The sequence below is a fragment of the Aestuariibacter salexigens DSM 15300 genome (assembly GCF_000429145.1).
Taxonomy (GTDB): Bacteria; Pseudomonadota; Gammaproteobacteria; order Enterobacterales; family Alteromonadaceae; genus Aestuariibacter; species Aestuariibacter salexigens.
This window is the reverse complement of the sequence record NZ_AUBH01000007.1, coordinates 75,872-98,610: the sequence shown is the minus strand read 5'-3', so window position 1 is coordinate 98,610 and position 22,739 is coordinate 75,872. Positions and strand designations below refer to the sequence as shown.

Here is a 22,739-nt window from a genome sequence, read left to right as displayed (position 1 = left end):
CGCGTCTTTTTCGCCAGGATTTCACCATTTGAGCACATTACACGCCACTGATCTGACATTACCTGTCGGCAACGACTCAAGTGAGTCTATTGCCAATGAGCTTGCGTTCCAGGGCTACAGTATTCGCCATAACCTTATTCCCAGGCCTCTCTTATTAGCGTTGAGCCAGCACGCTAAGACAATGCATGATGGTCTTTTTCATCAGGCCGGTGTGGGACGTGAAGCTTCACATACAGTCAATCAGTTCGTGCGCAGTGATTCAATTAAATGGATTGAAGATGAATGCCTGGTTACGCATCAATGGCTTGAATGGGCCGAGGAACTTAAATCCAGTCTGAACCGCCACGCATTCCTGGGTTTGCAGAGTTTTGAATCACATTTTGCCCACTATGCACCTGGTGCATTTTACAAACCTCATGTTGACGCGTTTAAAGGGCAAACGAACAGAAAAATCTCACTGGTCACTTACCTCAATGAGGGCTGGCTGCAGCAAGATGGCGGACAGTTACGACTTCATTTAGAACAGGGACCGTTGGATATCTCTCCCATGTTAGGCACGGTTGTCTGCTTTCTCAGTGAAGAGATCGTCCATGAAGTATTACCAGCCACTAGAGACAGATATTCAATTGCTGGCTGGTTCAGACAAGGCACGCTACTGGGCTAAGATACATTACCTTCTATTGTATTCAGGCGTGCAATGAATTCCTGTAATCCCAGCTGTTTGGCGTCGTGCAGATAAAACAGAAAAATTGGCAACGTGACATGATCAAGCGGCAATACTTTTTGTAAGCCAAGACGAGCTCCCAGGTCTGTTGGCAAGACCGCCGCGCCGCCATTTCTTTGAATATACTGAATAGCCACCAGCACCGATCCCGTGCGTAAATGCGCTCGTTTGGCATACGTCACTGCCTGCTCAACGGCAGTATTAACCTTGCCACCCCAGTCGATGTGCACGTAGTGTTCTGACACATCGCCCTCGCAGTTTGTATAAAGCGCCAGGGGCATTTCGCAAAGCTGGACTTTTTCTACATCCTCAGATTTCAACGGCTCTATTGAAACAGCCAAATCGACAGTACGTTCATGTAACTGTCTGGAAAGGTGATCATTATTAAGAACTTCCGCACGTAAAGACAACTGTGGAAACTGCGCACTAAGCACACTCAGTCCCTGTTGCAGATATAACTCCCACGCATTGGGTGTGCCGGCAATAACAAGGTGCTGAACGTCATCTTCATTAAGGGCATGTCGAGCCTCACCAAGCAAAGTAATCATTTGATGAGCGTAAGGTAATAGCTTCTCACCCGCCGGGGTAAGTTTAATACTGTGACGAAAACGCATAAATAATGGCATGTTGAAGTACTCTTCCAACTGCTTTATGCGTGCACTCACCGCTGACTGGGTAAGATAAAGATTCTCCGCTGCTTTGCCGAAATGACGGGTTTCAGCAACTTCTACAAAGGTCCTTAGAAACCTGATATCCAAAAAATTATTACCTCATGTTTGCAGCTAACGAACGTCCAACCTAGGCCTACATGCCATGTTTAACTCAATCTCTCCGAGAAGAGAAATATTTTTTATCGTGTCGAAATAAATAATTTGTTTTTTTTTTTACAGAGATGCCATTACAAGGAGCGTGTTCATGACGTATTGAATGTGGAGAGCAATCATGACGACAATTCGCCAAGGAAAACGTCCTTTCGTAGACCGAATCAAATTCCCTCGTGGGTTTAACAGAACCGGTGATTTCAGCATTACCGAAGCGCAGTTGTTGACTCGCTACGGCGATACGCTACTGGGCCTTGAGAGCGGCGCGTTAACACCAGAAAATGAAGAAGAGCAGCATTTTATAGACAGCCTGCATGCACCTGAGTTAGCAGCTTCAAAACTGGAAAAAGTATGGCAGCGTTATGTCAGGCTAGCTCGTGGTAGAAAAGAGTTTCATACGCTCAATGGTGCAAAACGTGCATCTTCAGCAAACGATGATATCGTCGAGGTGGATGCTGACAACGACTTCGAGTTTGAGGTAGCAAGCTAGCCTCAAGGCAAGCCCAGCCGCTCATACTTTGCCTTATAGGAGCGGGTTGCGCTGACCCGCTCCAGCGTATTTTGTTTAGCCTCGCCTTCCTTCTGATATGCTATGGTGTATCGAAAATTGCTTTAGTCCAATGTATGCGCTTATTTCTAGTCGTCTTTTTACTCCTCTCCGTGCCCTGCCAGGCTATCGTACTGACTATCTCAGAGTCACAGCTCAATATGGCTATAAAGCCGTTTTTTCCGATAACCAAAAGCTTTGAGGGAATTTCTGCGACATTCTCAGAGCCCCGAATTGTGCTAGATGCTCTGGATGATACCGTGGAAATCGCAGTAACGATCCGTGCTCAACAAGGCGCTGAATATCTACTGGCAAAAGGAAAGCTGGAGGGCACACTTGAGTACGATGGCACGGATCAAGTGTTACATATTGAAGAGCCCGGACTTACAGAGCTGGATGTCATTGAAAATCATATGCAGCAGGCGGACGAACCGATTAGGGTCTTGCGACAAACTATTGGCAAAAGACTTCCCGTTATTATTCTCATTGATTTCAATGAATTAAATATCGAATACCTGCAAATGACGCCTAAAGAGATCGATATCACGCCGCGCGGACTAATGGTCACGTTTTGAATCACAATGAAATTGACAAGCTTGGGTTAGAAAGACAAGCGGCAGAATTATTCGGACAGTGTTTTGCAGAAGAGTTTCAGGTTCAATTCGCGTTTATTTCACACAATGTGCCCCGAAAGCCAGACGTTACCTGTTATGTAGACAACCAACTTGTTGATATTGAAATTGCTCATCTCTACGGTTCACAGGCTGAGGCACAGCGAATTCTGGGTAAGTCGTTAAGCAAGGAAACGCGAGAAGAGTTATGCGCTCTGGAACGTGACGGAGACACTGACTTACGACTTATCAAAGCGTTAAATCGTATATTGTCGAACAAGTCCGCAAAACGTTATGACAGCAAAAACGTGTGGCTGGTGATCCGAAATGCCAACCCTAACTGGGACAAAGCAAGCATATTAGGGTTATGTGACCGCATTCACGTGCCCGCGTCCCACCCGTTCACGCAAATATGGTTGCTAGGCGATTTTTTCGGTGCCAGCGGCCTGATCAGGCTATATCCCAAAAAGCAGCCGTGACGACAGGATTGTTGCCGGAGTAATCATGAATTCTGCATGAAGCGGGTTAAGAAAATCAGTACAATCACGTTCTCAGTTGTCTTAAGTCAAGTATCCAGTTGCCAAACGTCGCCAGCTCCATATCACATGATGTCGTCGCTCCTGCGCAGGTCTTACGCGACGTATTCGGCTACACACAATTCAGAGATGGCCAGCAAGAAGTCATATCGCACACCCTGGAGGGTGGCGACAGCCTGGTTTTGCTTCCTACTGGTGGCGGAAAATCGCTTTGTTACCAAATTCCAGCCATAGCGATGCAAGGCACGGCGATAGTGGTGTCACCACTGATCTCGTTGATGCAGGATCAGGTCGAACAACTCGCGGCGATGGGTGTAAATGCCACTTTCATTAATTCAGCATTGAGCAGAGAGCAGATTCAGCAGCGCTGGCAGGCCATTGCACATGACAAAGTAGACTTGGTCTATGTATCACCAGAGCGGTTAATGACTGTTGACTGTCTTGAGCGTTTGCGCTTTTTGAACATTAACCTGTTTGCTATTGATGAAGCGCATTGTGTATCTCACTGGGGACATGACTTTCGTGCTGACTATCGCCAGTTAGGCGTACTCAAGCAGCAATTTCCGCATATCCCGGTGATGGCACTGACAGCAACCGCAGACCTTGCCACTCGCGCCGATATTCTCCAGCAACTCGGACTTCAACAACCCTATATATACAAAGGTAGTTTCGACAGACCGAACATTCGTTACAGTCTGCTGCCCAAATACAAAGCGTTTGATCAGGTTGTGAATTTCGTCAATCAGCAGGAAGGAAGCGGCATTATATATTGCAGCAGTCGCGCAAAAGTCGACGACCTGACTACACGTCTGCGTAACCAAGGCATCAATTGCGCTGCCTATCATGCAGGAAAGGACGTTACCGAGCGGGAGTCAGTACAGCGGGCGTTTTTAAGTGATGATATCGATATCATTGTAGCGACGGTGGCTTTTGGTATGGGCATTAACAAATCGAATGTAAGGTTTGTCGTGCATCATGATTTACCGCGCAGCGTTGAGGCTTATTATCAGGAGACCGGACGTGCAGGCAGGGACGGCATGCCCTCTGAGGCATTGTTGTTATTCGACGAAAAAGACTCTGCCCGTATTCGTCAATGGATAAGCATGTCAGACAATGCGGCAAGAATAGACGTTGAATTACAAAAGTTTTCTGCAATGGAAGCGTTTGCCGAAGCCCAGACCTGTCGACGGCAGGTATTGTTAAACTACTTTGCAGATTATCGTAACGAGGCATGCGGCAATTGCGATATTTGTCTGGACCCACCTAGTCATTTTGATGGTACAGAAGACGCTCTGAAGGTCTTATCTTGTATTTTACGGGTCGGACAATCGTTCTCGGCACAGCATGTTATTGACGTACTGAGAGGCAAGTCACTTCGCAAGCTGCTCGACCTAAAGCACGACCAGCTCAGCACCTACGGCATTGGTCGTGAGAAGCCAGATACGTATTGGCACAGTATTATTAACCAATTGATCCACCAGGGCGTATTACGCATCGACATCACCAGAGGTGCGAACCTAAAGCTGACTGAAGCAGCCAGACCGGTGCTTAAAGCACAGACGCAGATTAAGCTCGCCGTACCGCGACTCAGTCTCAAAACTGAGCGTGGAAAGCCCGATGCACGTCATTACGACAGACACCTCTTTGCCAAACTCAAACACTTGAGAAAAAGCATTGCACAACAGGACGAGGTACCACCCTTTGTTGTCTTCAGTGATGCTACTTTGGCTGATATGGCTGAAAAGCTGCCAACAAATGAACAGTTATTCTTGAATGTGAGCGGCGTGGGTAAAACGAAACTCGCCAAATATGGCGACGCGTTTATCGCACTAATAAATGACTACCTACAACGCTAACTAGTTTGGCCCTTGTCTCTTTTTAACGGAAACAGCCCCAGCCAAAATGCTGCTTCAAACGCAAAGCCAAGCACAACAAAAACAAACAACCCCGTCTTGTGACCGTAGCTGTATGATGCTACAGCCGCACAGAGCAACGCGAAAAAAATGATAAAGCGGAAAAGATGACGCATTCAGGCCTGAGCTCCTGCAGTGCTTAGCTTATGTTCAGACCCTATCACGTGCACGGTGTCAGTTAGTTGTGCAAATTGTTTCCAAAGGTGTATAACTGCGCGCAAACGTGCCGCACTGAATGTGTTGTACTAGCTGGCGTAGTTGTATTCACCGCCTTTTTGTAACGCGCGTTTGTAGGCTTCTCGTGAGTGTACCTGTTTAACAAACCGCTGAATATTGACATATCCTTTGGCCACGCCACCCGCAACCGCCGCTTCAAGTGGGAAACTCATTTGCACATCAGCGCCTGTTAGTTCATCACCGGCAAACCAGGTATTGTCAGCCAGATGCTCATCAACATATTTTAGACTGGATTTGATGATCGGGCCATAGTAGGACGCCATGATCGTATCGGCGATTTTGCCTGCCAGAATTTTGATAGGAAACTTAGTTTTTTTACGCACATTGTCGAACACGATCTTGGCTACCATAGGTGGCATTAAGGTGCCTTCTGCAAAATGTAACCAATAGGTGTATTTCAGAAATTCTGGCGTATCGGGGGCAGGAATTAATGTCGGTTCGTCGAAGCGCCTGGCAAGGTAGTCAATAATCGCGCCTGACTCAGCAATAGCCAGTTCACCATCGGTCAGCACTGGTGACTTACCAAGGGGATGAACCTTTTTTAATGCCTCTGGTGCCAGATTAGTCTTGCTGTCCCGTTGATATGTTTCAATGCGATATTCTGCTCCCAGCTCTTCTAACATCCAAAGGATCCGCTGCGAGCGTGAATTGTTTAAGTGATGTACTACCAGCATTCCGTTCTCCTTGAGTCTTACTATCCTTATACCGTAACGAACGCAAAATAGTTTGCTATCGGGACATAAATCTCTGCACCTCGGTTGCAAAGGACGGTAGGAGGTTCATATCTAAACGCAATAGCGGTATCGCTGCATTCTGCATTTGCATAGTGCAGCTAAAAGCAAGCGTTGGCTCGGTAATCGCCTCCGCATTATTTTCAATGAGTAAACTCGCCTCTATCAGCACGAGGGAAAATAGTGATTGCTTTACACGATGAAGGTAGCATTCGGTGCTTGCAAACTCTGAGACCGACAAACCCGCCACAGTAGTTAGGGCAAGCGCCACCTGATTACGACGACGACTATCTCCATCAATGAGTGCTACCGTTCTCATATAAGAACAAAGGTTCTTGCTCGATGATTGGAATTTATTGACCAGCTGTTAGCTGTGCGTAGTAGGCCGACAGGTCTTCAATATCTTTATCACTCAACCCCGCTGCCATGGGCGACATCTGCATATGCTTGCGCATACCATCGCGGTATGCAGTGAGCGCACTGATAAGATACAACTCTTTCTGACCGGCCAAATTTGGATACATCGGGATACTCGACACACCATTTACGCCATGACACGCTGCACAGGCTGATGACAAGCTTTTACCCCGTTCAGCATCACCGGCGCTGGCCAAAAACGTCATGAGAGACAACAAACAAACGACTATCGCTTTTCCGAGCACTGACATGTATATATCCATACTTAAAATTTTATAAGTTAAGCTACCATATAATGTGTAGAGTCGATTTTACAAACATTATGCGCGGCTAGCTTATTCAGAAAGGCGCAATAACCATCAAGGGTCGGAAAGTCGGTGCACCTGCAACAAGATACACAAACAATTTTACTGGATTGGGAGTTGTTCAAGCACGATGAAATGGCGACGCTTGGCACTCACTTCCACCAGACATTACAGTCAATATTGGGCATCAACGTGATAGAAACGATGGTAGGCGCAGATCGGACCCAGATATTTTTCCGTTTTGATGAAGAAGACTATATCCTGCATCTTGAGCAATTATGCGAAGCGGCCTGGATTGAAAAGCTCTCTGGGCACCCTCAATCGTTAGAGAATTTATATCAACATCTTTGTCATAATACGCTTATCCGGTGATAAGATTGGTCAATTAGCGAACAAATCAATGGCACAAAACGAGACATAATGCCGGTTAAATTTGTCGGTACGTTTATTTTACTCTTGTCGCTTGCCTGGTTGGACGTATCAGCGCAGGACGCCACCCCGCCCCTTACCGAGTCTTCGGTGAGAACGCTGTCGATCAGTCAAGACTTTACCCATACCGACCTGGAAAATAACATTAGAGTGGCAAAGCCACCTCGTTACAGCCAACTTTCTGATGTGCAACTGCTGCGCGGATGGCAACCCGTGGTCGATGTCACCCCACTAAATCCGGATGAAAGTTTGTGGGTTAATTTCAGCATAGCGAATCACGGCAGCGGCACATCTAATTTATCCTTCAAACTTGCCAATCCGGCGTTAGATGAGATTGATGTGTATCTGGTTGACGAGCGCAATCGCATATTGCGCTCCTACCTAATCGGAGCTACTCGTGATTTTTCCCTGCGCCCATACCATCATCGCCACTTCATTGTTCCAATTACATTAAGGCCTCAGCAAACCATAGACGTCTACGTGCGCATCGTCGACGATGGCCCGATGGTATTCCCCATGTCCCTGTGGGAACGGGCTGCGCTGATAGCTGAAGAGCAAGTGTTGCTGATTTGTATAGGCATTATTGTCGGTGCACTTATTATTCTTACTGCCTACTACCTCATCACCTACGTACTGCTGCATTCCCCTGTCAGATTCTGGTACGCCTTGGCATGCGCTTTCTTATTATTAGCGATGTTGAGTATAGAAGGTGTGATTGGTCAGCTTACGGGCCTGTCTGCTTACACGACCATTACATCACATGTGTTACTGGGGTTAGTGTTATTCAGCGCTGCCAAAGTCGCACATGCACTGCTACACCATATCCCTGTTTACTGGCGTTACTGCGGTTACACGCTCGCGAGCGCACAGATAGTGACGCCATTTATTCTTACCACATACTGGCAAACCGTAGTCACTACGGCGATTATGGCAGCAGCATTTTTGCTGCAGCTCATCCTGGCAATCGTATATCGAAGTAAACAGGACAGTTTACCTAACCGACTCTATATTCTGGGTTGGATGACCATCATCACCGTTAGCGCAATTGATGTGAGCATGCATCTGTCAGGCCAGGCGCTGAGTGGCTATACCAATCTGTTGATGATCTTTTTGATTATGCTGGGCGTGCTATGCCTTGCCATGGCATTGGAAGCACATGAAGAAGTGTTAGTGCGCGCGACTCAACAAAAGCAACAAAGCAGAATACATAGTCTTCATCAATTTTATGACTTATTCAGAAACTCTGCCGAGGGCTTATATACGTCCACCCTTGATGGCAGACTGGTCAGTGTCAATCCCGCAATGTGCTCATTATTTGGCTTCCCTGACGAGGAGACTATGCTCACGCAAGTGACCAGTACCTCCAGTTTTTATGCCAACGAGACGGATCGGCTGGCACTGGTCGATGATATCCAAAAGTTTGGCATGGTGCTGGGAAGAGAGATAAAAGGCATTCGAAGGGATGGCAGTGAGTTTTGGTTCTCGATCTCATGCCAGCTCAGAGAAGAACAGAATCAAACCTTTATCTACGGCTCCATTTTCGATATTACTGAGCGCAAGCAGTCCAGCATAAGCCTCGAATATCTCGCCACCCATGACTCGCTGACAGGCGTATACAATCGCCGTGAGTTCGAACGAAGACTGCGTAAAGCGCTGGCAAATGCCCTGGAACAAGGTAGTCAGCTGACGCTGCTATATATGGATCTTGACCAGTTCAAGATCGTCAATGATACCTGCGGTCATAAAGCGGGTGATATGTTGATAAAGCAGCTGTCACAGCAGCTCAATGAAACGGTCAGCGATAAAGGCATGCTGGCCCGGCTTGGCGGCGATGAATTTGGCGTTATGCTTGAAGATGAACAAGCCGAGATGGCGTATTTGTTAGCCAATCGACTGCTTAATGTGGTGCAGGAATTCCGTTTTATATGGGACAACCGCATTTTTACGCTTGGCATCAGTATTGGTCTTGTGGAATGGTCAGAACAGGTTAAATCGCCCGAACAGTTAATGAGCATGGCAGACGCAGCCTGTTACATGGCGAAGGAGCAAGGCCGTAACCAGATCCATCGGTATTCCCAGCAAGACAAACACATGCAGCGCTACGAGAAGGAGCTCAACTGGGTCACGCAAATCACCAATGCGTTCGAACAGGAGCGATTTGTATTGTATTTTCAACACTATCGCCCCCTACAGGCTGCGGTTAAAGGTCACCACTACGAACTGTTATTGCGACTGCGAGATGATGAAGGAGAAATTGTCCCTCCCGGTGCATTTTTGCCTGCCGCAGAACGCTACAATATGACGGCCCAGATCGATCGCTGGGTCATCGAGCATTACTTCCGCTGGCTAGCCGACAACCCCGAACATATGCATGGATTAGCCAGCGCCAGCATTAATTTAAGTGGACATTCGCTGGCTGACAAAGATCTGAAGCTGTTTGTGCTTAATGCGTTTGAGAAGTTTTCTGTTCCGTATCACAAAATATGTTTTGAAATTACGGAAAGTCAGGCCATTGTTAAAATGGATGAAACATTGTCATTTATTAAAACGTTCAAGCAGTTGGGGTGCAGCTTTGCACTGGACGATTTTGGCAGCGGCTTTTCATCCTATGGCTACCTGAAAAACTTGCCTGTCGATTTAGTCAAAATTGATGGTGGATTTGTCAAAGACCTTCTGATTGACCCAATCGATATGGCCATGGTGTCTTCGATCAAAGATGTCGCCAAAGCGATGGGCATGAAGACCGTTGCGGAGTTTGTTGAATCCAAAGAAATCATGATCGAACTAGGTAAGATGGGCGTAGATTTTGCGCAAGGCTACGGCGTTGCCAGGCCTGCTCCTCTGCAGGATTTTTCGCCCTTTCAAAGCACTACTGATGCGCCGTCATGATCCATTGTTAGCATAATGCTTGTAAAAGTGCGATTAAGCCCCACATTGTTGAAGCCGTTCGTTCAACCAGGTTGTATACTCAGACAATGACACAAGTGAATAAAACATACGAATTTGTCAGTTCTGCGAAGCTTCCCACTCGCTGGGGACAGTTTCGTATTCACGGTTTCATTGAGCTGGATTCTAAACAGGAACACGTCGCGTTGTCTTATGGTGACTGGCAGGAGGGCGAAGTGGTGCCCATTCGCATTCACTCAGAGTGTCTGACCGGTGATGCATTGTTTTCAACCCGTTGTGACTGTGGTTTTCAGTTAGAAAAGGCACTGCAAAATATTGTTGAACATGGCAAAGGCGTACTGCTGTACCTGCGCCAGGAAGGTCGGGGCATAGGATTATTAAACAAAATTCGCGCCTACCACCTACAGGATCAGGGAATGGACACCGTCGAAGCAAACGAACATCTGGGGTTTGATGCGGACCTACGCGACTATGGCATTTGCAAATTAATGCTGGAGACACTCGGCGTAACCCGAGTAGAACTGATGACCAACAACCCCAAAAAGCTCGCTGCACTGCAAAAAATGGGCATAGAAGTCACCTCACGCAAGCCCATAGATCATGGCATTACACCTGAAAATAAAAGCTACATTCGCACCAAGACTGAAAAGCTTGGACACGAGTTTGATCCCCACCTATTGAAATAGTACTCAGGTTTCATTCAGTTTTTATTAAGCGTACGAGACCTATACCTGTATACGAGATAGAAACGTGTCAGGAGTACACTATGCGCAGTTACGTTAAATTAGTCGCCGCCCTGGTTATCAGCGTTGGCGTGATGATGGCACTGGCCATTAATCTTGCCCAGGCCCAGGAAGGCGCACCAGAGCAAAGCGTCATCGAGCTTGACCAGGCGCAACTCGATCAAATGCTGGCCCCCATTGCACTGTACCCGGATACCTTGCTGTCACATATTCTGATCGCAGCAACCTATCCACTCGAGGTTGTAGAAGCAGACCGCTGGCGTCAACGCAACGCCACCATGAATGAAGATCAGGTGCGTGATGCGGTCGAAGAGTTTGACTGGGATCCCAGCGTCAAAGCCCTTGCGCCTTTTTCTGATCTGCTGCGAAAAATGAGCAGTGATCTGGATTGGTTACAGGGACTGGGCGATGCGTTCCTTGCCAATGAACAGCAAGTGTTGGCAAGTATTCAATATTTGCGTACCAGAGCCAATGATAACGGCTACCTGAAAGACAATGAGTACGTAAACGTTGAACATGATGACAATCAAATCATCATTGAAACTGTGCGCAAAGAAGTGGTCTATGTGCCTTACTATGATACGCGTGTCGTGTATGGACCATGGTGGCATATCTCTGCACCGTTATACTGGCATCATCCATCACACTTTGTTTTGCATGCAGGATTTTACTGGAGCCCGCGCATCCGGATTTCACCACGATTTTATTTTGGCGGCTTTCACTGGCATCGTCGTTATATCGTCATGAATCATCACTATCCGCGCACCTGGCACAGCCATAATTCGCATCAGCGCCACTATAAGAGAGTCTATAGCCGTGAATACACTCGCTGGCAACATGACGCATCACACCGCCGTGGTGTGAGATATCGCTATACCTCGCAACCACGTGTCACTTCTAAGATCGTTGCTCGTTATGACCATGACGGAGAACGTTCAGTAGTCAGACACCGTGTGCCCGAGAAGCATACAACCGCCGTGCATCGCGCAAAGCACGTGCAGGACAACCTCAGGCAGGTAAGACCGCAAAATCGTGGTAAAAACATGAACCCAGACCGCCCCAGACATTCTGGGAAAGCGTATCGAGACGTAATGAGCCCCAATCAAGACTATCGGGAACAACACAGACGTGCAGGTAAATCTTTGCCTGTACCTTCTCAGCCGGTACGCAAAGCTGCGCCGGAAAGGCAGTGGTCCCCATCACAGCCAGTTTCTCGTCCAAGCGCCTCCGCATCGCGCGGCAACTCAAACGCCGCGCCTAAACTATACAGGAATAACAATTCTTTTAAAGAAAGCCGGCCGCAGATGAAAAGTCAGCGCCCAACACAGCGTGATACCAAACAAAAACAGCACTGATTAACATCTGGAATCATCAGTTTCCTCTGCCATGGACGGCAACAAAGTGTTCGACAAATCGTTCGCAGGCATCGGGAGCAACGTTGAAATATAATGAAGGTTCAATCAGCTCAACTTCCATCAGTGCCAGTGAGGTGCCGACGTAAGCCATATCAATTCTGGAATACAATGGCTTCTCTGGCAACGCGGCGAGCGTTTCGCTGGCCAGCTTTAGCATGGCATCGCTCGCATTAATTCGATGCATGTCTCCACCATGTTCTTCTTGCACGCGAAAGTCACCCGCTGCGGGTTGTTTACAGATGGCATGACTGAATTCATCATGAAAATAGAACAACGAATATTCGCCTTGCTCTGTAATTGAGCGCAGGAAAGGCTGGATCATGACTGGACGCGCTGCGAGGACATCTAGCAACATGGTCTGTAAGCCAGACAACGCGGATTTCGTGACGCGAAAGGTATCATCCGCATTGGCACTGACCTGTGGTTTTACTACCAACTCATCTGTGTTGAACTGCTCAAAAGCAAGTGACAAGTCGCTTATCGTTAGCCCGTCACGCCAGAGTGTTGGCACGATGTCGACGCCTGCATCCTGAAGCGCTTTCAAATACGTTTTACTGAGATTCCAGCGCACCAGTTCAAGGCTATTATCCATCGGTACACCGGTGTTAACAATCTCCTGCAAGCGCGCGATAAATGCGTCCGGGTCTTGCTGATAATCCCAGGTTGTTCGAATAACAATCGCATCATACTGGCGCCAGTTATGGTCATCTTGACGCCATGACACTTCCTCGGCGTCCCACCCGCGCTGTTTCAACGGTTCGAATAGCATGGAGTCGTAGGCGAAAAAATCTTCCAGACTGTCCATGGACAAAAATGCGCAGCGTTTCAATGCCAACAGCCTCTACTTAAAATGGGTTAACGGTATAGCCGTTTTGCTGCAAAACAGCATGGGCTGACATCGCTGAGATTGCCACATCTACGCCATCGATGAGCATGTCAGGCGCGATATCATGCGCGCCGGCAGACTGACCGCACAAAATGACCTGCACGTTATTGGCCATTAGTGCCTGCAATAGAGGCTTGTTTTTATTATCAGTACCAAATTCCTGCATAAATGCTTTGTCGTCCAACAGTTCCTTTGCTGCTCCACCATGTACGACCAGCGCCAAATGTATATTTTCGGGTTTTACACCCGCTGCAGCATGCATGTTGATAAAACGCGCCAGGCTATTGAATCGACGGTTAACCTGCCCTGGTTCTGGCGCTCCCGCGGCAACGTCGAACGCCACCTTGAACACGGCATCTTTATCCACTGCCATCGTCGATATTCCGATATGTTCGCCATACTCTTTAATCACAGGGCCCGGTTTAAAATCTTCCAGCCCTGCCAGCGCGCCAGCGGAAAATAAAATAGAAACTAACCAGCATGATGGTTTCATCGTGTTATTCCTCGTTATATTAATGCAAGGCTTCAGTATGCTTTTGCAGGGCGAATTGCCATTGCGAATAATTTCGTTGCGTAAAGCCTTCCTCGGCAAACCAGAGTGCTATGTCTTGCGACTGTGAAATGGCCAACAGGCCCTGATTAAGCCTGTCCATCAGTTGCTTCGCTTTTAGCTCGCTTTTCAGAGCAATGGTGTGCACTTCATTAATATCATAGGGCTCACCCACCTGTCGCATACAATCTCTGTTATCCAGATTCGCGTGATAAAGACAGTAGTAACCAATCATACTTTGGCCAAAAAACAGGTAGGTAAGACGGCCTTCTTCAAGCATGCGATAAAGCTGTGCACGCTCTTTAGTGGAATAAATATTCTTGAACCCTAATTCTTTAGCAAAACGCTCCTGCACAGAGCCTGCAGAGACACCTATCGACGCAGATTTGAAATCAATATGTTGCCTCGACCCAACGGGGTTGTCAGGTAACGTAAAGATGGCAGAGCTATCCGGTGCCAATGGCAACGAAAAGATTGCCCATTGCTGACGCTCTTTGGTTTTAAATGCGGCGAATACCAATGGCACCTTACCGCCCTTTAAACGGCTAATAGCTCCCTGCCAGGATGACTCTATTGGTTGTAATTTGATGTTTTGCAGAGCGGCGGCCGCCTCCATCAATCGCCAGCTTAGTGCATAGGCGCCGGACGCATTGATGTAGCGTTGATGCTGTTCAAATACGGCGATGTTAACAGTTTCCACTGCGCCTGTATTGCTTGCCGTAAATACCGAGCACAACATGAATAGCAAGGCGGTTAGGCTTCGATTGGTATGATTCAGCACAGAGGATAATCCATCAACGACGGGCAAAATGCCGATAGAGTAGCGGCAAATATGGCCCAGATTCAAGCCAGACGATTGCGAGACCTGTTACACGTGTTTTCACACTCTCTTACAAATACACACACTGTAGGTCACAACAAACACTTATAATTACAGTCTGCCACTGTTTTTCAATCAAATGGACGTTACATGAAACCCTTGTTTATCAAAATTGCGTTGCCTCTCATTGTCCTGGCCGTCGGTGTCGGCGGTATGCAGGTTATTAAAGCAACAGGACAGGAAGAAACGGAAAAGGAAGTGGTCGATACCCGGCCCATCGTGAGCGTGCAAGAGGCCCAGCGGCAGGATTATCAGGTACATATCAATAGTTTTGGTGAAGTGCAGGCGTTGGAGAGAACCTTACTGTCAGCACAGGTCAGCGGTGAAGTAATAGATTGGCATTCTAATTTCGTCGCCGGCGGTTTAGTGCTCAGGGATGATATTTTATTTTCGATTGAAAAAGATGCATATGAAGCAGCAGTGGCGATGGCTGAATCAGAACTCTCGCTGGCACAGGCACAGCTGATTGAAGAGCAAGCCAGAGCGGACGTCGCCAAACAGGAAGCAAAACGATTACCACCTGCACAGGTATCCGACCTTTATTTACGCAAACCTCAATTACTAAGTGCTCAGGCTCGACTCAAAGCAGCACAGGCACAGTTACAAATTGCCAGACGAGATTTGGCGAATTGCGATGTCAAAGCGCCTTATGATGCGCTTGTCATATCCCGAGACATTGGCGTGGGCCAGTTCGTTAGTGCAGGCGCCCAGGTTGCCCAGTTGAGTAACATCGAAAGTGCGGAAATTATATTTCCGATTGCGGGATTCGACAGTTCATTTTTGCCACAGGATATTGTTGGTAAACAAGCCGATGTGGTTATAAAAGGACGCCATGACATTTTACGTTCCGGCACCATTCACCGCAGTCTCGGCGTCATAGACCGGGATACGCGTATGGCACATCTTGTGGTTCGTATTGACGATCCTTATAGCCTGAATAGCGACGCTGTGCCGATTCAATTCGGCAGCTATGCTGAGATCACGTTCAACGGACAGATACTTAATGATGTATTTCGTCTACCGCAGTCACTGGTGACCAGACAGCGGGTGTGGACAGTTGATGAGAAAGGTAACCTGCTTGCCAATCCGGTCAACATTGTGCGTGAAGAAGGCGAGTATTTTCTTATCGATAAGGGGCTGAACGACAACGACCAAATCGTCATGACACTGCCTGAGTATCCACAGGATGGCATGGCCGTCAAAGTGGTCAGTGATGATGAAGCTCTATTAGCTGGCACTCAGGAGTAGTGCGCATGGAAAATAACACCACCAAGCAAACTGGGATCATTGCGTTTTTCGCCAATAACTCGGTCGCGGCTAACCTGATGATGGGTTTCATCATCATCATGGGCATAGTGAGTTACTTTACGATTCAGCGGCAGATGTTTCCCAATATCGAAATTAACTGGGTAGAAATTAACGCAACATACCGCGGAGCGTCGCCGCAGGAAATTGAAGAAAATATTCTGGTAAAAATCGAAGAGTCTTTGAAAGACATCACCGAGATTGAACGCACCATATCTCGTGCATTCAGAAATAACGGCAGAGTCTCACTGGAAATCGATCCGGATGAAGACTTGGCTGCAGTGATGGACAAAATAAAGCTCCGTGTCGACAGTATAGCAACCTTCCCTGCCGATATGGAGCCGGTGACCGTCTCACAGATAGAGTTCAGGCAAGATGTCATAGAAATGTCTCTGGTTGGTGATTTACCGCTGACTGCATTGAAACCTCTGGCGAAGCAAATTGAAGACGAACTGTTGCAGTTAGGTAACGTATCGCTGGTGCAACTTGACGCCCCAGAGGATGAAATCGCCATCGAAATCGATCCGCAGATGCTACGTAAGTACAACCTCACGCTGGACGATGTCACCCGAGCGATTCAGCGCTATTCTGCTAACTTTTCCGCCGGACAGCTGCGTACCGACGCGGGCATTATTTCTGTACGTATTGAAAATCAGTATTACAGCGGTGAGGAATTCCGGCAGATACCGGTGAAAATTGGTAACAATGGCGCCAGAGTACTGCTTCAGGACGTGGCCACCATCCAGGATGGCTTTACCGAAGGCGAGCGATACTTCAAATATTCAGGGGTGAATGCCATTTTCCTCGCAGTCAAGGCAACCAAACAGCAAAACATGGTGCCTGTCGCAAAGTCAGTGAAAGATTATATTGCTGAGCGCAATAAAACCCTGCCACAGGGACTTGAGTTAAAAATACTGGTTGATATGACCTACTACTTGAATGCCAGACTGGACATGATGCTTAGCAATCTGTTTCAGGGTGCTGTTCTGGTGGCAATCATGCTAACGGTTTTCCTGCGTTTTCGTCTGGCATTCTGGGTCATGGCCGGTCTGCCGGTGTGTTTCCTGGGCGCAGTTATGATGATGCCGGTGTTCGGCGTCAGTATTAATATCCTGTCTTTGTTCGCATTCATTATGGTACTGGGTATCGTTGTTGACGATGCCATCGTGATTGGTGAAAGCGCCTATACGGAAATTGAAAGCAAGGGGGGCGGTGTCGAGAACGTCGTGCGGGGGGCCAAGCGCGTTGCCACACCTGCTACATTTGGCGTATTGACCACCATTGCGGTGTTTGCTCCCTCTCTGTTCAGCAGCGGGCCGCAGGGAACATTCTTCTACAACATCGCCGTAGTGGTAATTCTGTGCCTGTTTTTCAGTCTGATAGAATCCAAGCTGATCCTGCCTGCCCACCTAGCCCACACGCGTTTCAGCCCGGTCAATCCAAATAGCTGGCGAGCCCGCTTCAATAAGCGCTTTTTCGGCTTTGTAAATGGCAGCTATAAGAATTTCATTATCAAGTGTACAGAGTGGCGCTATGCAATGCTGGCGATGTTTATCGCGTTGTTATTTACCAGCATCGGCCTGATTTCGGCTAATCATGTGCGCATGGTACCGACCCCAAAAGTGCCCCATGATTTCCCGAGCATTCGCATTGAAATGAATGAAACCGTATCCGATGCGGCGACCATTCGCGCCTTGCAGACGATTGAAAACGTGGTGTATCAGGTTGATAGTCAAATCGAGCAGGAGTATGGGCAACCGATGGTGCGTGACTTGCTCGCATTCAATCAGGGACGAACCCGTGCGCGCATTGTTGTGCCTCTGGTCGAGGAAGACCTTAGACCGGTAGATACGTTTGAGCTCGCCAGACGCTGGCGAGAAGCTTTACCTTCGATTGCTGGTATGAAGTCCATCACCATTCAGGATGACGTCAACGGCGGCGGTGATGACGGCGAGTTTGGCTACCTGCTTTACGGTAGCGATATTAAGAAGCTTAACCAGGCAGGCCGTCGTTTTATTGCCATGCTGCAGCAGCAGGAAGGGCTGTTTGATATCAGCTCAACGATTGATCCTGCGAGTAAGGAGATACGTCTTGAACTTCTGCCTGTTGCCTACGATCTCGGCCTGGATCTGGCCACTATCGCCAGTCAGGTTGGCGCCAGCTTCTATGGCGGCGAAGCGCAGCGGGTTCTGCGTGACGGCGAAGAAGTCAGGGTCATGGTTCGCTATCCTAAACTGACCAGAGAGAGCTTTGCTGAATTGAAATATGCGGTAGTCACAACACCATCCGGTCGCGAGGTCATGCTCGGCGACGTGGTAACATTGATTGAGGAACCCGGCATTAGCTATATTCGCCGTGAAGGTGGATTCCGCAGTGTTTATATCTCCGGTGCGATCGACGAAGAACTGGTCGAACCCAATGAAGTGACCAAAAAGATTGATGACGAGCTACTTCCCGAACTTAAACAACTGTTCCCCTCAGTGAAGACCGAGCTTGGCGGCGCGATTGAAGAACAGCAGGCACAGCAGAATGAGCAAATATTGTTCTTTATCGCCGGCATGATCATCGTTTTTATCCTGCTTGCGGTGCCGCTGAAAAGTTATGGTCAACCGCTCATCATTATGTCGGTGATCCCGTTCAGTTTTACCGGTGCAGTGTGGGGACACTTCTTCTTCGGCCTTGATATGAGCATGATGTCAACGTTCGGGTTGATCGCTGCGGCGGGCGTTGTCATTAATGACAGTCTGGTTATGACGGACTTTGTGAATCAGCGCAGGGCTCAGGGATACTCCATCAAGGAAGCCGTTGTGGAAGCAGGCTGCGCGCGTTTCAGAGCGATTACTCTGACCTCGATTACCACCTTCGCGGGCGTCTTACCAATTATGTTTGAAACCAGCCTGCAGGCACGTTTCGTCATCCCCATGGCAGTCGCACTGGGTTTCGCTGTACTCTACGCCACGCTAGTCACGCTGGTACTGGTGCCCTGTATGTACCTTATCCTGCAAGACCTTAGCACCCTGTTTGGTAAATTATTCAGAACCATTGGCAGAGGCCTGGGCATCGTTAAACCCGCGGATGCCCCCTCCTCCTGATATCCTCGTGCTGACTGGGCAGTGATCGAAACACTGCCCATTTACGTTTCATCTGAGATTATGTTTCGCTTGTCGAGTAAAGCTTGATCTCGGCCAGTGTTCATATTATCAACCCGGCTCGTTGATTTACTCAGTAGTTAAAAGGTCAGCTATGAAAAAATATGTGCTTAGTGCTCTCGCCGCGACATTGCTAAGTGCCAGTGTTTCTCTGGTAAACGCTCAGCAACAAGAGATACCGCTTTCTCCCAGTGCTAGTAAGTATCGCCTCGAGCTTATTACTCGAGATGTACAAATTCCCTGGGGCATGGTGTGGCTCAACGAGTCTGAATTATTAGTTACCAACCGCGCTGGCGACCTTCGTCTGGTTAAAGATGGAAAACTCATTGATGAAGCAATCAAAGGCGTGCCTGAAGTACATGCTGAACGCCAGGGCGGCCTGCTTGATGTAGAGATAGACCCTAACTACTCAGAAAATGGTTGGATCTACTTTTCCTACTCAGGTTACGAGGGGGAAGGCGAAGGCAACAACACGTCAATCATGCGTGCGCGACTCAAAGATATGCAGTTGGTTGACAAACAGCTACTATTCCACGGCTATCCAAATACTGACCGGGTTCATCACTACGGCTCACGAATTGAGTTCGACAAGCAGGGCTACCTGTACTTTAGCATTGGCGATCGTGGACAGCGCGACGTCCACCCTCAACGCCTGGACCATGATCCAGGCAAAATTCATCGCATTAAAGCAGATGGCAGCGTGCCGGACTCGAATCCTTTTGTCGGGCGTGATGACGCGCGCCCAACCATCTATTCATATGGGCACCGTAATCCCCAAGGGATGGCAATGCATCCTGTAACCGGAGACATTTGGACCCATGAGCACGGCCCCAGAGGCGGGGATGAAATCAATATCATCAAGGCCGGAGCAAACTATGGATGGCCTGAAATCACCTATGGCATCAACTATAACGGTACAACCATTACTGAAGAGACTGCCCGGGACGGTATGCAACAACCTGAATGGTATTGGGTACCCTCCATTGCGCCCTCTGCCATGCAGTTTATCACCAGTGATAAATATCCTGACTGGCAGGGTCATCTGTTAGTTGGCTCGTTAAAATTTGCACATGTGGTACTGGTTGAACTGGATGGCAGCAAAGTGGTTGGTCACAGTAAACTGTTCGAAGGAGCAGGCCGCATCCGCAGTATGGCGACACATCCCAACGGTGACCTGTACATTGGTACAGACGGAAATGGTATCTATCGGGTAGTGCCAAATACCTGAGTCAGGCGGACGGGTAGCTAATGGTTACCCGTCTATATACGCTTGCTCGGCAAAATGCATTAACACATCAAACGCCTGGTTAATACGCAGCACGTCTTCGTGTTTACCGCCTTTGTCCGGGTGGGCAGCATGCAGTAACTTTCGATAACGCTGTTTTACTTCTGCTACAGAAGGTTCATCCCCTTCGCACCAGCCAAATACATTGAGGGCATTCAGCACCTCACTTCTTTCAAGAATAAATGTTTTCAATCCTGCATAACGTTTCCAGAAGGCATCCAGTAATGCATCCACCTGTTGGGCACCGGTCGAATCAAAATTAGCCCAGTCCAGATAATAGTCTCGCAACGCGTCAACTTCAGACAGATCTGCTTTGGTCCTGCAATAGGGCTTCAAAACGATTTTAGTGACGTGAATATCCAATATCCCTTGCTGCTGGGTTAACAGAGTATCTCTTAGCATGTATAAAGCATTGAACAAAACAAAGTGACACTGAAACATGGCAAGTGAGTCACTGAGATCTACGTTCTCGAAAAGGCAGTGCGGCGGCGCCTGTAATATCTGTATCAGGTCAAATTCTTTGATGCCGGCTCGCAATTCAGGTAGTAGTGTCTGCAGACACTCCAGCAGTCTGTGAGTTGCGACAGTTCTTAACATTAAAGAGAGTACGCCTTTTTATAAAATGAAAGGAATGCCATCCAAGATAGCTGAAGTCACACTTTAAATTGACTAACAAGACTTTGTAATTCAACAACCTTTTCTTTTAACCGAACTGAGACTTCACCATTTCGAATAGATATTTCTTTTAAGTCATTAGTTTGATTAGAAATTTCAACTATCCTCTTGGTAATATCTTCGCTAACCATGCTTTGTTCTTCCGCTGAAGTAGCAATCATTGTGTTCTCTTCAGTTAAAATATTTACCGCCTTCGATATTGTCTCAAGATTAGCCGAGGTATCCATAATACTGTTAGAAGTGGACTCACTTCTTGACATGCTATTTCGCATAACTTCAACCGCTTGTTTTGCACTGACTTGAAGCGTATTTATCATGTCTTTAATTTCTTCAGTGCTACCCTGAGTCTTGCTTGCCAGGCTTCTGACTTCGTCCGCGACTACTGCAAACCCTCTGCCCTGCTCACCTGCTCTAGCAGCTTCAATAGCTGCATTGAGCGCTAAAAGATTAGTTTGGTCAGCTATATTTTCAATTACCTGCAAAATCGCTGTGATTTTTTCAACCTCAATACCAACTTGAGTTATCACACTACTTGCATTCTGCAGTTCATTTGACAGGCTACTCATTTCGTTGACGCTTGAACGCACACTTTGCAATGCCTGGACAGCTTCTTTATCCACATTGTTGGCAGCATTTGCAGCGTTTCCGGCATTCTCAGCGACTTGATGTGATGTTTCAGACATCTCTGTAGTAGCTGTCGCGATTTGATCTACCTCAGTGTGTTGTCGATCGCTTAATACGCTTATCTCATGAGCCTGCGTGTTCAATAGCTTTCCCTCTTCAGATACGGCAATTGAAACATTTTTGACGCTGGAAATGAGCTCATGTAAAGAGCTCAATAAGTCGTTTGTATTTCTGGCCAGATTGCCCATTTCAAATTTATCAACGACTGGGAGCCTTGCAGTAAGATCACCTCCACCTTTTGATAAGTCATGAAGTGAGCGAGTCGTTGCTTTAAGGGGAGATAAAATAGACTTTGAGACATAGATGCCGAAAACAGTAAACGCAATTAGTAGGATAATGACTGCTGTTATGATGAAAAGAATGATATCTGTTACTGTTGTTTCAACGCGATTACTTAACGAAGTGACTTGCTCATCAATTTCATAAATGTAAATCCCAGTGCCAATCATTAAGTCCCATTTTTCTAAATACAGAGAATAGGATAATTTTGGGAGAGGGGTATTTCCTCCCAGCTTTGGAAAGTGGTAGAGAACATATTTATCATCGTTGCTGGAACTATTTCGCCTGCCGGCTTTGACTAGGTCATTAATTAGGTAAACGCCATTTACATCTTTAAAGTCAGCAAAGCTGTCTCCTATTCTTGCATTGTCATCTCCACTAAAAACACGCACCGAGCTTCCTGAGTAACCAAAAATGTACCCATCTTCACCAAACTTAACCCGTTTTAAAATATTTACGGCATCACTCATTTCACCGTTATTTTCGTAAATTGGCTTAATAGTGTTGTAAGCAGTTTCAAGAATGTTCTTAAGTTCAGATTTTTTACTTTCAATCAATATGTCTCTTGAAGACGTGACAGACTCTTCCTGAAGATGATTCAACTGACTTATTATAATAATTGTAAGGATAAGGGATAACAGAATCAGTGGCAGACTCGACAGCGATAGCAACCTCGCTCTTATCGAAAAATTGCTGAGCATATTGAATAT

Annotated in this window: 21 protein-coding genes; 12 read left to right on the top strand and 9 right to left on the bottom strand. The window is 47.4% G+C overall.

Annotated features, from left to right (window positions below; genetic code table 11):
* Window positions 1-28: 28 nt before the first annotated feature.
* On the top strand, window positions 29-664 hold the full coding sequence (locus tag G441_RS0112110; protein ID WP_051275574.1) for a 2OG-Fe(II) oxygenase: 636 nt from the start codon (window positions 29-31) through the stop codon (window positions 662-664).
* On the opposite strand, the gene G441_RS0112105 is transcribed toward G441_RS0112110, so the two are convergent.
* A complete protein-coding gene (locus G441_RS0112105; RefSeq protein WP_026376592.1) occupies window positions 661-1,482 on the bottom strand; it encodes a LysR family transcriptional regulator in 822 nt (273 codons plus the stop codon). The two genes, G441_RS0112110 and G441_RS0112105, sit on opposite strands and share 4 nt — an antisense overlap.
* A 184-nt stretch (window positions 1,483-1,666) precedes the next feature.
* Here G441_RS0112105 and G441_RS0112100 point away from each other — a divergent pair, with 184 nt between their 5' ends.
* The 4 genes from G441_RS0112100 (at window position 1,667) to recQ (ending at window position 5,095) form a co-directional block, all read left to right on the top strand.
* Window positions 1,667-2,035: a MaoP family protein gene (locus G441_RS0112100; RefSeq protein ID WP_034475037.1), complete on the top strand. Its 369-nt coding sequence runs from the start codon at window positions 1,667-1,669 to the stop codon at window positions 2,033-2,035.
* 134 nt (window positions 2,036-2,169) lie between these two features.
* A complete protein-coding gene (locus tag G441_RS0112095; RefSeq protein WP_156896364.1) occupies window positions 2,170-2,667 on the top strand; it encodes a hypothetical protein in 498 nt (165 codons plus the stop codon).
* Window positions 2,664-3,182, top strand: a complete 519-nt coding sequence (locus G441_RS0112090; protein WP_026376589.1) for a hypothetical protein — start codon at window positions 2,664-2,666, stop codon at window positions 3,180-3,182. Before G441_RS0112095 ends, G441_RS0112090 begins: the two co-directional genes overlap by 4 nt.
* Before the next feature lie 98 nt (window positions 3,183-3,280).
* Entirely contained in the window at window positions 3,281-5,095 is a 1,815-nt protein-coding gene (recQ, locus tag G441_RS0112085; protein ID WP_026376588.1) for a DNA helicase RecQ, read from the top strand.
* 302 nt (window positions 5,096-5,397) lie between these two features.
* Here the strand turns inward: recQ and G441_RS0112075 are convergent, their stop codons facing one another.
* From G441_RS0112075 to G441_RS0112065, 3 genes are read right to left on the bottom strand one after another with little or no spacing between them, the layout of a single operon-like run.
* Entirely contained in the window at window positions 5,398-6,063 is a 666-nt protein-coding gene (locus G441_RS0112075) for a glutathione S-transferase family protein (protein ID WP_026376587.1), read from the bottom strand.
* A gap of 55 nt (window positions 6,064-6,118) precedes the next feature.
* Complete coding sequence (locus G441_RS0112070) at window positions 6,119-6,439, bottom strand: hypothetical protein (protein WP_026376586.1); 321 nt, start codon at window positions 6,437-6,439, stop codon at window positions 6,119-6,121.
* 34 nt (window positions 6,440-6,473) lie between these two features.
* Window positions 6,474-6,788 carry a c-type cytochrome gene (locus G441_RS0112065; protein WP_026376585.1) on the bottom strand — a complete coding sequence of 105 codons (315 nt, stop codon included), beginning with the start codon at window positions 6,786-6,788 and terminating at the stop codon, window positions 6,474-6,476.
* Window positions 6,789-6,914: 126 nt separating this feature from the next.
* On the opposite strand from G441_RS0112065, the gene G441_RS0112060 reads away from it, so the two are divergent.
* The 4 genes from G441_RS0112060 to G441_RS18610 all read left to right on the top strand — a co-directional run bounded on the left by G441_RS0112060 (window position 6,915) and on the right by G441_RS18610 (window position 12,276).
* A complete protein-coding gene (locus tag G441_RS0112060) occupies window positions 6,915-7,214 on the top strand; it encodes a DUF3630 family protein (RefSeq protein ID WP_026376584.1) in 300 nt (99 codons plus the stop codon).
* A 48-nt stretch (window positions 7,215-7,262) separates the two neighbouring features.
* Window positions 7,263-10,160, top strand: a complete 2,898-nt coding sequence (locus G441_RS0112055) for an EAL domain-containing protein (RefSeq protein ID WP_084407361.1) — start codon at window positions 7,263-7,265, stop codon at window positions 10,158-10,160.
* Between the two features lie 86 nt (window positions 10,161-10,246).
* Window positions 10,247-10,864: a GTP cyclohydrolase II gene (gene ribA / locus G441_RS0112050; RefSeq protein WP_026376582.1), complete on the top strand. Its 618-nt coding sequence runs from the start codon at window positions 10,247-10,249 to the stop codon at window positions 10,862-10,864.
* Between the two features lie 80 nt (window positions 10,865-10,944).
* Window positions 10,945-12,276 carry a DUF3300 domain-containing protein gene (locus G441_RS18610; RefSeq protein ID WP_051275573.1) on the top strand — a complete coding sequence of 444 codons (1,332 nt, stop codon included), beginning with the start codon at window positions 10,945-10,947 and terminating at the stop codon, window positions 12,274-12,276.
* Window positions 12,277-12,292: 16 nt separating this feature from the next.
* Here the strand turns inward: G441_RS18610 and G441_RS0112040 are convergent, their stop codons facing one another.
* From G441_RS0112040 to G441_RS0112030, 3 genes are read right to left on the bottom strand one after another with little or no spacing between them, the layout of a single operon-like run.
* Complete coding sequence (locus G441_RS0112040) at window positions 12,293-13,171, bottom strand: ATP-grasp domain-containing protein (protein WP_240485131.1); 879 nt, start codon at window positions 13,169-13,171, stop codon at window positions 12,293-12,295.
* 10 nt (window positions 13,172-13,181) lie between these two features.
* Window positions 13,182-13,715 carry a DsrE family protein gene (locus tag G441_RS0112035; protein ID WP_026376580.1) on the bottom strand — a complete coding sequence of 178 codons (534 nt, stop codon included), beginning with the start codon at window positions 13,713-13,715 and terminating at the stop codon, window positions 13,182-13,184.
* Window positions 13,716-13,734: 19 nt separating this feature from the next.
* Window positions 13,735-14,619: a substrate-binding periplasmic protein gene (locus tag G441_RS0112030; protein ID WP_026376579.1), complete on the bottom strand. Its 885-nt coding sequence runs from the start codon at window positions 14,617-14,619 to the stop codon at window positions 13,735-13,737.
* 123 nt (window positions 14,620-14,742) lie between these two features.
* Between G441_RS0112030 and G441_RS0112025 the strand changes: the two genes are divergently transcribed.
* The 3 genes from G441_RS0112025 (at window position 14,743) to G441_RS0112015 (ending at window position 20,334) form a co-directional block, all read left to right on the top strand.
* A complete protein-coding gene (locus G441_RS0112025) occupies window positions 14,743-15,900 on the top strand; it encodes an efflux RND transporter periplasmic adaptor subunit (RefSeq protein WP_026376578.1) in 1,158 nt (385 codons plus the stop codon).
* A gap of 5 nt (window positions 15,901-15,905) precedes the next feature.
* Entirely contained in the window at window positions 15,906-19,049 is a 3,144-nt protein-coding gene (locus G441_RS18605; RefSeq protein ID WP_051275572.1) for an efflux RND transporter permease subunit, read from the top strand.
* 151 nt (window positions 19,050-19,200) lie between these two features.
* On the top strand, window positions 19,201-20,334 hold the full coding sequence (locus tag G441_RS0112015) for a PQQ-dependent sugar dehydrogenase (RefSeq protein WP_026376577.1): 1,134 nt from the start codon (window positions 19,201-19,203) through the stop codon (window positions 20,332-20,334).
* 24 nt (window positions 20,335-20,358) lie between these two features.
* Here the strand turns inward: G441_RS0112015 and G441_RS18600 are convergent, their stop codons facing one another.
* Window positions 20,359-20,988 (bottom strand): DNA-J related domain-containing protein, encoded by a 630-nt coding sequence (locus G441_RS18600; RefSeq protein WP_051275571.1) that lies wholly within the window; start codon window positions 20,986-20,988, stop codon window positions 20,359-20,361.
* Between the two features lie 56 nt (window positions 20,989-21,044).
* Window positions 21,045-22,730 (bottom strand): methyl-accepting chemotaxis protein, encoded by a 1,686-nt coding sequence (locus tag G441_RS0112005; protein ID WP_026376576.1) that lies wholly within the window; start codon window positions 22,728-22,730, stop codon window positions 21,045-21,047.
* Window positions 22,731-22,739 lie beyond the last annotated feature (9 nt).